Below are 12,292 nucleotides of genomic sequence, written 5' to 3'. Positions count from 1 at the left end.
GCCGGGCGATGACGGCTGGAGAATTAGACGCGCGACATCACACCGCCGGCTTCGGCAGGCCGTGGATCGCGCAGGCGGCGCGGACGGTGTTGACCAGGAGGCACGCCACCGTCATCAGGCCGACGCCGCCGGGGACTGGCGTAATCGCGCCGGCGACCTCCTTGGCCTCGTCGAACGCGACGTCGCCGAGCAGCTTGTCCTTGCCGCCGTCCTTGCCCGGCGTCCGGTTGATACCGACGTCGATCACGGTGGCGCCCGGCTTGATCCAGTCGCCCTTCACCATCTCGGCCTTGCCGACCGCCGCGAACACCAGATCGGCCTGGCGGCACAGCGCCGGCAGGTCGCGGGTGCGCGAATGCGCGATCGTCACGGTGGCGTTCTCGTTGAGCAGCAATTGCACCAGCGGCTTGCCGACCAGATTGGAGCGGCCGATCACCAGCGCGTTCATGCCTTCGAGCGAGGCGTGCACCGTCTTGGCCATGATGATGCTGCCGAGCGGCGTGCACGGCGTCAGCGCGAACAGGCCGGAGGCGAGCCGGCCGGCATTGGTCGGGTTGAGGCCGTCGACATCCTTGGCCGGATCGATGGCGTCGATCACCGCGTTGCTGTCGAGTCCCTTCGGCAGCGGCAATTGCACCAGGATGCCGTGCACCGCCGGATCGGCATTGAGCTTTGCGATCAACGCCATCAGCTCGGCCTGCGGCACGTCGGCGGGCAGCCGGTGCTCGAACGAGGCCATGCCGGCCTCCTGGGTCTGCTTGTGCTTGGAGCGGACATAGACCTCGGAAGCGGGGTCGTTGCCGACCAGCACCACCGCGAGGCCCGGCGTGATGCCGTGGTCGGTCTTCAGCCGCGCGACCTCGGCGGCGACGCGGGCGCGCAGCTCGGCCGAGATGATTTTTCCATCGATGATCCGGGCGGTCATGTCGTCCTCTTTGACTGGTCCAGCCGATGCGTCCGCATCGAAATGAAAAAGCCTCTCCGGAGCGGAGAGGCGAACGGTGGATCGCCCTCGCGGGCCTCCCGGGTGATTATTCGGCGGGCTTGGCCGCCACCAGGCGGCGCAACACCTCGCCGAGCTGTTTTGGATCGCCGTCGATCGCGATCTGCTTCTGCCGCGAGGTCGCGCCCGACAGTAGCCTGACATTGCGCTTCGGCACGCCGACCGCTTTGGCCAGCAGCTCCGTCACCGCCCGGTTGGCTTCGCCGCCATCGGCGATCGCCCGGACCCGCACTTTCAACACCGGCCGGCCGTCGGACAGCGTCTCCAGCCCGTCGATGTCGTCGCGGCCGCCGCGCGGGGTGACCCGCACCGCTACCGCGACGCCCTGAGCTGAATACCGCCAAGCTTCCATCGAAACTATGGAACGTTGGGGTAGATATACTCGACTATGTAGAGCTGGACGATCCAGAGACCGAAAAACACCACTAGCGGTGAGACGTCCAAGCCACCAAGATTGGGAAGTCTCTCGCGAATTGGCCTCAGAACAGGCTCAGTTATGCGATAGAGAAAGTCCGCAATCATGCCCACGAATTGATTGCGCGTGTTTACGACATTGAATGCAACCAGCCAAGACATGATCGCTGATGCGATCAACAGGTACATGTAAAGGTTGATAGCCTGAATCAGGACGAAAACGATAGGGCGCATGGCGACGAAACACTCGCGGGTTCGAGCGCGGGAGGGCTGTGCCGTAAATATCGTTTCGACCCCGCCCAAACAAGGGAACTCAAGGCAATTAAGCCGAGAGACGATGACGTGTTGTCACAATCCGCCATCACGTTCTTGACTTGGCGTTCGCCGGCACTGTAAATGGCGACGTTCGCTGATCGGTGCCCCGCGCACCGACCGCGGAGGGGCCATAGCTCAGCTGGGAGAGCGCGTCGTTCGCAATGACGAGGTCGGCGGTTCGATCCCGCCTGGCTCCACCACCGGAGTGCAAAGCTTCGTTTGGTGATATTTCCTAGGTTCCGCTCCTGCAGAAAAAGTCAGCTCTGTCTTGTATAGAACGTTCCCGGTCGAATGACGACCTTCTGGGATTTGATGTAGCGCAATTTCGACTTGCTGGCGCTTCCCTAATTTCCAACGCAACTCTTTCGAAAAGCTTCTACTGGGGAGCCGTCCCTTTGCTCTACGCTTTGGCTTTTTTCAGCGTCCCGCTCATATTTATCGTTCAGGTCGTTAGAGGCGTAATGTCTGAGCCGCGCACCCTGCACGGTGCACTGACCTCCACTCGATCAATTGCTGTCCCGATGAGCGTCCCGGTCCTTTTTCTAGGTGTTAGTGGACTGCGAGATTACCTTTTGTATGGAAGCATATTGCTAATGTTTGGTCTTGTTGCCAACAATATTATTGATTGGTACGCCGACAGCTCGGATAGTTACCGATCTCTCCGTTGGTGGGCGGGGCGACTAATTGTATGGACCATCGTGCCTTTCATGATCTGGATTGCGTGGATTAGTTTTCAATTTGGTCGGATGGGTTTTCGTCTATGATTTTTGGATTTCTGTACGCCTATCTTGGCATCATGCTTTTGCTGTTATGCGTTGCGCTTGTCGGATTGGTGCTCGCAGGGGTTGAATCGGGAACTTACAGTAGCTTAGCGGTTCTATCGGGCATCGGTTGCATGATAGTGGCGGGAGTGCTGCTCTTTCAAACACCAAGCTATGATGCAATTGATGGCCGTGTATATGTCGCTGCCGGTTTTGGTACATTTCTGTTCGTGACAGCTAAGCTTTCCGACCATTTTTTTCGGCAAGATTTGCGACGAGAAAGGCTCGCGGGAACAATATTTGCCGGCGGGTTGCTAGCTGCAACCCTTTATTTTTTTTGGTAGACGAGAGAACGTCGCTCTCTACGAATCCCATTAGTCCTCCGCTTGGATCCTTTGAGCTCTTAGTCAACACGACATTTTCAACGCCCTTCAGTAGAACGTGCAAGGTGTTGGCCGGAGTCCGACACCGCGGCCGTATTTTTGAGCTCCCGCCGGACGTCACCGTATGAACGACTTTGTCGCTCATGGCGAGCAAGCTGGCGGCACCGCTCGCATCAAGGAACGGTGCAGGCCGGTAAGCCTTCGCGACCATGCATCGAGACACTCGCGCCTGCCCTCGGGCGATCTGGGCACCCAAGATAGAGTTCTTCGGTCACATGCCGACTTCGCGCGACCCTCACGCGCTCTTAAACTGCGGCGGGCGCTTTTCGACGAAGCTGGCAACGCCTTCCTTGAAGTCGTCGCTGGCGAGCGAGATCGCCATCTCGCGATTGGCCTCGCTGGTCGCTTCCGCCAGGGTCTGGAACGGCACCTCGTAGAGCTGCCGCTTGATCACCTGCATCGACTTCGGCGCGACATTGTCGGCGAGGTCGCGGGCGTAGGCGTAGGTCTGTTCGCGGAGCTGATCGGCCGGATACAGCCGGTTCACCAGCCCCATCTGCAGTGCCTCGTCGGCCGAAACCCGGCGCGCCGACAGCAGCAGGTCGAGCGCGTTGGCGTGGCCGACGATCCGCGGCAGCATCCAGGAGATGCCGTGCTCGGCGATCAGGCCGCGCCGCGCAAAGGCGGTGGTGAACACCGCAGAGTCGGCGGCGAAGCGGACGTCGCAATACAGCGCGTGTACCAGACCGATGCCGGCGGTGGCGCCGTTGAGCATGCCGATGATCGGCTTACCAATCGACGGATAGAACGCGTAGCGGGTCTGCCAGTCGGCCCGGCGGTTCATATCGAACGGCGGCAGATCGGCGGCGCGGCGCACATCGGACGGATCGATCGTCTGCAGCACCTGCATGTCGGCCCCGGCGCAGAAGCCGCGGCCGGCGCCGGTCAGCACGATGACGCGGACCTCGCCGTCCGCGGCGGCCTGCTGCATCGCGGTCCGTACCTCGCGTTCCATCACCGGCGTCCACGCATTCATGCGGCCCGGCCGGTTCAGCGTGATGGTCGCGATCCGATTTTCGACCTCATACAGGATGTCCTGATAGCTCAACGGCGTCCTCCCTTTGTTGATTGTTGTTGGGCGCAAAGACTTAGTCCGTGCGCGTTGTCGCCCGCCGCGGGCGATAAATCTCAGTTCCGGCGCGAGCCTTTGGGCCGGGCCAGATAGTCCCGGGTTTCGGGGCGCTGCTGCAGCCAGCCGCTCCACTTGCGGAGGACTTTGGCCATCCGCTCCGGCGCGACGCCGAGCTGCGCCATCGCCACGCCGCCGTTCACAGACTCGCGGTACTCGGCGATCAGGCCGCCGCGCAGGACGAACCGGCTCATGCCGTCGATCACCACGCGTCGGCCTGCAAAGTCGGGCACCGTCGAGGTGAAGCTCGACAGCGACCAGGCGTAGCCGAGGTCGTGGTTGCAGACCGGATCGAACATTTCCCAGCGATAATCGGTCGCGTCGCGATGAAACAGATCCTGCATCATCGAGGCGATCTCGGCGCGGCCGCTGTGCGGGCCGTAGATGTAGTCGTGATACGTCGCGTCTTCGGTGAAATGGCCGGCGAACGCTGCGCCGTCGCCGGATTCCGCCGCGCGGGTCAAGCTCTCCAGCAGCCGCGCGAACTCCTCGCTCGTCATGCATCCCCCTGGCTGCCTCGGTCGTGAGCGCCGAGACTTGGCGGAGAGACTAGAGTGTTTTCGAGCGGGTTGGAAACCGGTTGGTCGAAGAAAACGCGTCGGACAGGTCATCCGGCTCGCCGGTTCTGGCTGTGTCAGAACCGGAGTTCATCTAGCGTCGACGCAACTGGAAGCGGCCGACCGCGGTGGCGATGAAGCCGCGCGGGAAGAACCGCAGCAGGAACGGCACGATCTTGACGCCGAGGCCGGGCAACACGATCCGCTTGTTGTGCATCAGCCCCTGATACGCCTGGCGCGCAACTTCCGCCGGCGAAACATTGAGCACGGCGCTGTCGAAGCCCGGCTCGAAGCCTGCCCGCTGCTGAAACTCGGTCGGCACCGGGCCGGGGCACAATGCGGTCACCCGCACGCCTTTCGGCCCGAGCTCCTGATGCAGCGCCTCGGTCAGCGACAGCACATAGGCCTTGGACGCGTAGTACACAGCCATGCCGGGGCCGGGCATGAAGCCGGCGATCGAGGCGACGTTGAGGATGCCGCCGCGCAGCCCGGCAATGCTGTCGGCAAAGCGGAACGACAGATCGGTCAGCATCCGGATGTTGAGGTCGATCATCCCGAGCTGGTCTTCGCGATCGAGCTCGACGGCGCGGCCGAACAGTCCGTAGCCGGCATTGTTGACGAGGTACTCGACCTCGACGCCGGCTGCTGCGAGCGTCGAGGCGATCTGCTCGGCGGCGTCCGGCTTGCCCAGATCGCAGGCAATCACGATCGGGTCCGGGCCGCCCTTGGCGCGGATGTCCGCCGCGAGGGTCTCGAGCCGCTCGCCGCGCCGCGCCACCAGGACCACGCGATGAGCATTGTCTGCAAAAATTTGCGCCAGTTCGGCACCGATTCCGGCCGAGGCGCCTGTAATCAAAGTCACTCGTTCAGTCACGACAGGAAACTCATGTTTCAGATTGGCCAAACGGCCCTCCGCGGAACAACCAAGGCCTTAGGCGGGAAGCAAGCAGCGTGCAAGACCCATGCTCGTCAGCGCCTCCTCTACCGGCCGTAGCCGGCAGTGGGACGGGTTCGACTGTTACTGCGCGGAACCGGACACCCGGTTAGTTGGCGGGATCGACCTCGGAGACCGTCTGCATGTCGTGCGCCGCGGCGACCTTCTGACGCAGATTGACGCGGTCACGGGTCGAGACGGCAAGCAGATCCGCGGCGCGCCACACTACGTTTTCCTCGAACTCGGTCACGGCGCCGTCGGCATAGACCAGCTCCCACATCATTTCGACGATCCGCAGCCGGCCCTGCTCGTTGACCGAACGCATGATCACGCTGGTGAAATGGTAAAGGTCGACGGCCTCGCCTTCGATCAGCGTCGCCGACGCGATCAACCGGGTCGCGGTCGCCGCATCGAGACCGAAGCGCTGTTCGAGCAGTGAATGCAGCTTCTGCTTTTCCACCTCGGACGGATCGCCGTCGATCGAGATGACATGAATCAGCAGCGCGGTTGCGGCGAGGCGGTAGCCGCCTTCGTCGAGCGTCAGTTCTTCCGGTGCGCTCGGGGCGACGACGTCGGTGATGAATTGGCGCAGTTTGTCCAGCATCGTCTCTCGTCTCTCGATGGGGGGCGACGGCTCGTCGTTCTATGGCGTGGAAAGGGAACGCCCGCAATGCTGACGCGGTTCCGGGGAGTTCCATGACGGTTGGGTAATGAACGACCGGCCTGGAGCCGTCGCCATGCTCAGCGTGGGGTCAGCCGGAACGACGGCGATCGATCCGGCTGGGTAGTGACGACCCCGATCGGCATCACCGGGGTAGTATCGATCAGCTCGATCCGGAACGTGCCGACGATCTTCGCCAGCGCCAGCGTCGCTTCGACCAGCGCGAAATGGGCGCCGATGCAGACCCGGGGACCGAGGCCGAACGGCAGATAGGCGAACCGGTCCGGCGGCGCGGCGCCCGGCAGGAACCGCGCCGGAACGAAGGCATCGGGCTCGTGCCAGAGTTTTTCATGCCGATGCAGCAGCCACGGCGCGATCAGCATCACGTCGTGCTTGCGGACGGCGAAGCCGGCGACCTGATCGGGACCGGCTGCTTCCCGCACGATCAGGAACGCCGGCGGATACAGCCGCAGCGTTTCGTCGAGCACCGCGCGGGTGAACGGCAGGCGCTCGATCTCCACCGCGCCGGGGCCGAGCCGGCGGACTTCCGCGGCGAGCCGGTCCTGCGCTTCGCGGTCCATCGCCAGCAGATACAAGGCCCAGAACAGCGCGGTCGCGGTGGTCTCGTGCCCGGCGAGAATCATGGTGGCGACCTGATCGCCGAGCTGGGCGTCGTTGAACGCCTCGCCTGTTTCCGGGTCGCGCGCCGCCAGCATCAGTTCGAACAGATCGCGCGGCGGCGCGTCCGCCGTCTTGCCCGAGGCGCGCCGCGCGGCGATCAGCTCGCCGACGAACCGGGTCCAGCGCCGGCGAAACCGTGCCCGCGCGATGTCCTGCGGGGTCGGCCAGCCGAGCGGCAGCAGCAGATCGAGAAACCGGGGGCTCGCCAGCCGGGTGCCGTAGTCGATCACGAAGCTGCGCAACGCCCGGCCGTGGGTGCCCATCTCGAACGAGAACATCGTCCGCCCGGCGATCTCCAGTGCCAGATGCTGCATTGCCTCGCGCAGATCCACCGGCGCGCCGGCATTGCGGTGCAGCCCGGCGATCGCCTCCTCGGTCGCGGACAGCATGTGCGGCACCAGCGTGGCGACCGCGCGCGGCGTGAAGGCGGGCGCCAGGGTCCGGCGCTGATGCTTCCAGGCGCGCCCTTCGGCGAGCAGCAGCCCGTCACCAAGCATCGGCCGCAGCACGCGGATGCCGGTCGCGGTGCGGCGATAATTGTCGGCGTTGTCGATCAGCACGTGCCGGATCGCGTCCGGCGCGTTGAGGATGTAGCTGGCGTGGGTGAAGAACCGGCCCTTGACGATATCGTCCTGGTAGGCCCGGTCGCCCCAGCTCGCGATCGCATTGTGACGAATCGCCGCGAGACGACCGAGCGCCGAGATGTCGTCCGGCGCGCGCGGCGGCGTCGGCGGGATCAGCGGCGCACGGGACGCCGGCCTGTCGTCGATGACGGCGATGCTCACTTGGCGCACACTCCCTGATCGTCACCCGACGAAGGTAGTGTGCGAAACGGGCGGCGAGAAGGCGTTGCGCGGAACCGACGCGCGAGGCGTTCGGCCGCAGCAAGGCGGCCGGGAACGCTTCAGAGCATCCCGGGCAGGACGCGATCCGGCGGCTTGTGATTATCCAGGAAGGTGCGGATGTTGATGATCACCTTCTCGCCCATCTCGACCCGGCCTTCGATGGTGGCCGACCCCATGTGCGGCAGCAGCACGACTTTGCCGTGCTTGGCGAGACGCACCAGCTTCGGGTTGACCGCGGGCTCGTGCTCGTAGACGTCGAGCCCGGCGCCGGCGATGTCGCCGCTCTCGATCAGCCGGGTCAGCGTCTCCTCGTCGATCACCTCGCCGCGCGCGGTGTTGACGATGAAGGCGTCCTTGCGGATCAGCTTGAGCCGCCGCGCCGACAGCAGATGGAAGGTCGCCGGCGTGTGCGGGCAGTTGACCGAGATGATGTCCATCCGGGCCAGCATCTGGTCGAGCGAATCCCAGTAGGTCGCCCCGAGTTCGTCGGCGATCCGCGGCGCCACCGGCTTGCGGTTGTGGTAATGGATCTGCAGGCCGAAGGCGCGGGCGCGCCGGGCCACCGCCTGGCCGATCCGCCCCATGCCGATGATGCCGAGCCGCTTGCCGCCGAGCCGGCGGCCGAGTATCCAGGTCGGCGACCAGCCGGGCCAGTCGCCGCCATCGGTCAAGAGCGCGGCGCCCTCGATCAGCCGGCGCGGCACCGCCAGGATCAGCGCCATGGTCATGTCGGCGGTATCTTCGGTCAGAACTTTCGGGGTGTTGGTGACGGTGATGCCGCGCGCATGCGCCGCAGCGACATCGAGATTGTCGATACCGTTGCCGAAATGCGCGATCAGCTTGAGCTGACAATCCGGCTGGTTCAGCATCTCGGCCGTGATGGTATCGGTCACGGTCGGCACCAGCACGTCGGCGGTGCGGGCCGCCTCGGCGAGTTGTTCGGCGGTCATCGGCACGTCGTCGAGATTCAGCCGGGCGTCGAACAGCTCGCGCATCCGGGTTTCGATCGAGTCCGGAAGCTTGCGGGTGACGACGACCAGAGGCTTTTTCTTAACCGACATTCCAACGCTCTCTGACGAGCTCAACGAGATCGTTTAGCCCCCGTTAACTCAGTCTGTTCGACACTCCCGCAGCAGCGTGACCACAGGGGCCGGTCCGACCGTGAGGTCCCTTCCCGTTCCTTGGGTTACCGGATGCCTTCCGGCCTTCTCTAGCAGAAGACCGCGCCAAGACAAGGACCCCTGGGTTTCGCCGGAGACGGCCGCGCCGCAAATCCCGCGACAAGAGGCGTGTCGATGACGATGAAATACCTGATGGCGGTAACGGCGTTCGCAGGTGCGATGACTTGTGCTGCCAGCTTCGCGCAGGCCGGCAAGGACTCGCCGTTGTCTGCGAGTGGACTGCCGGTGCCGCGATACGTCAGCCTTAAGTCGGATCACGTCAATGTCCGCGTCGGCCCGACCAAGGACAACGATGTCGCCTGGGTCTATACCCGGGCCGGGCTGCCGGTCGAGGTCACTGCCGAGTTCGAGAACTGGCGCCGGGTGCGGGATTCCGAGGGGGCCGAAGGCTGGGTCTATCACTCCCTGCTGTCGGGCCGTCGCACCGCGGTGGTAATCATGAAGGACAAGGACGAGCTGGCGCCGCTCTACGAGCGCGCCACTGCGGGCAGCGCCGTGGTGGCCCGGTTGCAGGCCGGCGTCGTGGCGCAGGTCAGGCGGTGCGACATGAAGTGGTGCAGGATCGTCGGCAGCGGCTTCGACGGCTGGATCGAGAAACTGCAATTGTGGGGCGTGTACGCCGACGAGCAGGTCAACTGATCGCGGCCGTGCCGCGGACAACGGCGCCTGCGCGCTGACGCGAAAAAGCCCGGGAGCTCACCGCTCTCGGGCCAAACCGTCACCAAGAATAGCTCCAAGCCGGGGCTTCAGCCGCGCTTACGCAGCCGCACCACGACGTCGACCCGCGCGATCTCGTAGCCGTCCGGAACTTCCGGCGTCGCCTTCAGCTCGAGATCGGCATTCGGAATGTCGATCAGCTCGTGGTTGTTCTCGAGATAGAAGTGCTGGTGCGCCGACACATTGGTGTCGAAATAGGTCTTGGTGCCGTCGACGCTGACCTGCCGCAGCAGGCCGACTTCAGTGAGCTGGTTCAGGGTGTTGTAAACCGTCGCCAACGACACCGGAACCTTGGCCTGGCTGGCCTCTTCGTACAGCATTTCAGCCGTGAGATGGCGGTCGCCCTTACCGAACAGCAGCCATCCCAGCGCCATCCGCTGCCGGGTCGGCCGCAATCCCACAGATTGCAGCATCTCGTTGACATCGTGCCAAGGACAGCCGTTCAGGCGGGGCTCTGCATGCGAATGAGCCTCCTGAGCCGGTTCCTCTCGCAGAAAAGCTACGTGCTCACCAATGTCCACGATTGCGTACCCCTGCTGCGCTACTATTTGCACTGCATCCTGTGATTATAGGAAGCATTCCTCAGTCGTGCAAGCGTCTCGCAACTGGCGGGGCTCGGTCGTTTTGCTTAAGGAGGATCCCGGAGGTGCCGCTAGGCGGGGCAATATGCCTATGTTACAGACCCGCGCATTCACCGGGCGCGCCTCGCGCACGCACTCAAAACCGGTCGCGTGAGGTGGCCAAATCCTCTCGATCGAACCAAGAAAAGGCATCGTCGCATGCGGGACCGTCGCTCCAGCTACGAATATGAAGACTTGCTGGCCTGCGGCCGCGGCGAATTGTTCGGGGCCGGCAACGCCCAATTGCCGTTGCCGCCGATGCTGATGTTCGACCGGATCACCACCATCACGGAGGACGGCGGCGAATTCGGCAAGGGCCACATTCGCGCCGAGCTCGACGTCAATCCGGACCTGTGGTTTTTCGCCTGTCACTTCAAGAACGATCCGGTGATGCCGGGTTGCCTCGGCCTCGATGCGATGTGGCAGATGGTCGGTTTCTTTCTCGGCTGGGTCGGCGGCGAAGGGCCGGGCCGCGCGCTCGGTCTCGGCGAACTAAAGTTCACCGGTCAGGTGCTGCCGCACATCAGCAAGATCGTTTACAATGTCGACATCAAGCGGGTGATGCGCTCGAAGCTGTGGCTCGGCATTGCCGATGGCTGGCTTTCGGCCGACGACGAGATCATCTACCGCGCAAAGGATCTGAAAGTCGGTCTGTTCAAGCAGACGGCGCAGCCGGTTGGTGGCTAGCGAGTTGGGCTGGTCGCGCGCCGTCGCGCCAGCCGCGAACGACCCTGGAATGAACGAGGCGATCACATGAGACGAGTTGTTGTGACGGGGATGGGGATCGTCTCGTCGATTGGTAACAACACGCAGGAAGTTCTGGCGAGCCTGTACGACGCCAAGCCGGGTATCTCTCGTGCCGAGAAGCACGCCGAGCTCGGATTCCGTTCGCAGGTGCAGGGCGCACCGACGCTGAATCCGGCCGATGTGGTCGATCGTCGCGCGATGCGGTTCCTCGGCGAAGGCGCGGCGTGGAACCACGTCGCGATGGAGCAGGCGATCGCCGATTCCGGGCTGGAAGAGTCCGAGATCTCGAACGAGCGGACCGGCATCGTGATGGGCTCGGGCGGCCCGTCGGCGCGCACCATCGTCGAAGCCGCCGACATCACCCGCACCAAGGGCCCCAAGCGCGTCGGGCCGTTCGCGGTACCGAAGGCGATGAGCTCGACCGCGTCGGCGACGCTGGCGACCTGGTTCAAGATCAAGGGCGTCAACTACTCGATCTCGTCGGCCTGTGCGACGTCGAACCATTGCATCGGCAACGCCTACGAGCTGATCCAGTGGGGCAAGCAGGACGTGATGTTCGCCGGCGGCTGCGAGGAGCTCGACTGGTCGCTGTCGGTGCTGTTCGACGCGATGGGGGCGATGTCGTCGAAGTACAACGATACTCCGGCCACCGCGTCGCGTCCGTACGATATCAGCCGCGACGGCTTCGTGATCGCCGGCGGCGCCGGCGTGCTGGTGCTGGAAGAGCTCGAGCACGCCAAGGCGCGCGGTGCCAAGATCTACGGCGAGATCATCGGCTACGGTGCGACCTCGGACGGCTACGACATGGTGGCGCCGTCGGGCGAGGGCGCCGAGCGCTGCATGAAGATGGCGCTGGCGACCACCGGCGGCATCAAGATCGACTACATCAACCCGCACGCGACCTCGACGCCGGCCGGCGACCCGCCGGAGATCAACGCGCTCCGCAACGTGTTCGGCGCCGGCGACAAGTGCCCGCCGATCTCGGCCACCAAGGCGCTGACCGGACATTCGCTCGGCGCCACCGGCGTGCAGGAGGCGATCTACTCGCTGCTGATGATGCAGAACGGCTTCATCTGCGAAAGCGCCAACATCACCGAGCTCGACCCGGTGTTCGCCGACATGCCGATCGTGCGCAAGCGGGTCGAAAACGCCAAGCTCGGCGCCGTGCTGTCGAATTCGTTCGGCTTCGGCGGCACCAACGCGACGCTGGTGTTCAAGCGGCTGGAGGCGTGACTTCTGCGGCTCTCGCCGGCCCGGCGAGATGCCATATCCATGTGCTACGCC

General features: G+C 64.2%; 14 protein-coding genes and 1 tRNA gene. 5 read left to right on the top strand and 10 right to left on the bottom strand.

The annotated features are described in order from the left end of the window. Nucleotides 1-37 precede the first annotated feature (37 nt). The 3 genes from folD to FLL57_RS21560 all read right to left on the bottom strand — a co-directional run bounded on the left by folD (nt 38) and on the right by FLL57_RS21560 (nt 1,651). Nucleotides 38-925 carry a bifunctional methylenetetrahydrofolate dehydrogenase/methenyltetrahydrofolate cyclohydrolase FolD gene (gene folD / locus FLL57_RS21570; RefSeq protein ID WP_047307998.1) on the bottom strand — a complete coding sequence of 296 codons (888 nt, stop codon included), beginning with the start codon at nt 923-925 and terminating at the stop codon, nt 38-40. A gap of 106 nt (nt 926-1,031) precedes the next feature. Next, nucleotides 1,032-1,355, bottom strand: a complete 324-nt coding sequence (locus FLL57_RS21565; RefSeq protein WP_142883972.1) for a DUF167 domain-containing protein — start codon at nt 1,353-1,355, stop codon at nt 1,032-1,034. A gap of 5 nt (nt 1,356-1,360) precedes the next feature. Beyond that, on the bottom strand, nt 1,361-1,651 hold the full coding sequence (locus FLL57_RS21560; RefSeq protein ID WP_142884264.1) for a YggT family protein: 291 nt from the start codon (nt 1,649-1,651) through the stop codon (nt 1,361-1,363). A gap of 205 nt (nt 1,652-1,856) precedes the next feature. Here FLL57_RS21560 and FLL57_RS21555 point away from each other — a divergent pair. After that, nucleotides 1,857-1,932 (top strand) — tRNA-Ala (locus FLL57_RS21555). Nucleotides 1,933-2,492: 560 nt separating this feature from the next. Further along, nucleotides 2,493-2,837 carry a hypothetical protein gene (locus FLL57_RS21550; RefSeq protein WP_142883971.1) on the top strand — a complete coding sequence of 115 codons (345 nt, stop codon included), beginning with the start codon at nt 2,493-2,495 and terminating at the stop codon, nt 2,835-2,837. Nucleotides 2,838-3,171: 334 nt separating this feature from the next. Here FLL57_RS21550 and FLL57_RS21545 read toward each other — a convergent pair whose 3' ends face one another. From FLL57_RS21545 to FLL57_RS21520, 6 genes are all read right to left on the bottom strand, one after another. Further along, on the bottom strand, nt 3,172-3,984 hold the full coding sequence (locus FLL57_RS21545; protein ID WP_142883970.1) for an enoyl-CoA hydratase: 813 nt from the start codon (nt 3,982-3,984) through the stop codon (nt 3,172-3,174). Nucleotides 3,985-4,064: 80 nt separating this feature from the next. Then, a complete protein-coding gene (locus FLL57_RS21540) occupies nt 4,065-4,565 on the bottom strand; it encodes a nuclear transport factor 2 family protein (protein ID WP_142883969.1) in 501 nt (166 codons plus the stop codon). Between the two features lie 151 nt (nt 4,566-4,716). Next, a complete protein-coding gene (locus FLL57_RS21535) occupies nt 4,717-5,496 on the bottom strand; it encodes an SDR family NAD(P)-dependent oxidoreductase (RefSeq protein ID WP_047308014.1) in 780 nt (259 codons plus the stop codon). A 169-nt stretch (nt 5,497-5,665) separates the two neighbouring features. Further along, a complete protein-coding gene (locus tag FLL57_RS21530; protein ID WP_013500101.1) occupies nt 5,666-6,160 on the bottom strand; it encodes a TerB family tellurite resistance protein in 495 nt (164 codons plus the stop codon). Nucleotides 6,161-6,297: 137 nt separating this feature from the next. Then, the gene (locus FLL57_RS21525) at nt 6,298-7,683 is read right to left on the bottom strand and encodes a cytochrome P450 (protein ID WP_142883968.1); all 1,386 of its coding nucleotides are present in this window, start codon (nt 7,681-7,683) and stop codon (nt 6,298-6,300) included. A gap of 119 nt (nt 7,684-7,802) precedes the next feature. Continuing rightward, nucleotides 7,803-8,804, bottom strand: a complete 1,002-nt coding sequence (locus FLL57_RS21520; protein WP_142883967.1) for a 2-hydroxyacid dehydrogenase — start codon at nt 8,802-8,804, stop codon at nt 7,803-7,805. A gap of 252 nt (nt 8,805-9,056) precedes the next feature. Between FLL57_RS21520 and FLL57_RS21515 the strand changes: the two genes are divergently transcribed. Next, entirely contained in the window at nt 9,057-9,563 is a 507-nt protein-coding gene (locus tag FLL57_RS21515; RefSeq protein ID WP_085977246.1) for an SH3 domain-containing protein, read from the top strand. Nucleotides 9,564-9,670: 107 nt separating this feature from the next. Here FLL57_RS21515 and irrA read toward each other — a convergent pair whose 3' ends face one another. After that, nucleotides 9,671-10,135 carry an iron response transcriptional regulator IrrA gene (gene irrA, locus FLL57_RS21510; protein WP_283805243.1) on the bottom strand — a complete coding sequence of 155 codons (465 nt, stop codon included), beginning with the start codon at nt 10,133-10,135 and terminating at the stop codon, nt 9,671-9,673. A 285-nt stretch (nt 10,136-10,420) separates the two neighbouring features. On the opposite strand from irrA, the gene fabA reads away from it, so the two are divergent. Beyond that, nucleotides 10,421-10,948, top strand: a complete 528-nt coding sequence (gene fabA / locus FLL57_RS21505; protein WP_013500106.1) for a bifunctional 3-hydroxydecanoyl-ACP dehydratase/trans-2-decenoyl-ACP isomerase — start codon at nt 10,421-10,423, stop codon at nt 10,946-10,948. 66 nt (nt 10,949-11,014) lie between these two features. Continuing rightward, complete coding sequence (fabB, locus tag FLL57_RS21500) at nt 11,015-12,241, top strand: beta-ketoacyl-ACP synthase I (RefSeq protein ID WP_013500107.1); 1,227 nt, start codon at nt 11,015-11,017, stop codon at nt 12,239-12,241. Nucleotides 12,242-12,292 lie beyond the last annotated feature (51 nt).

Source organism: Rhodopseudomonas palustris, from assembly GCF_007005445.1.
Taxonomy (GTDB): Bacteria; Pseudomonadota; Alphaproteobacteria; order Rhizobiales; family Xanthobacteraceae; genus Rhodopseudomonas; species Rhodopseudomonas palustris_G.
Note: the sequence above shows the minus strand (reverse complement) of the source record. Positions and strands in the feature narration are given on the sequence as shown.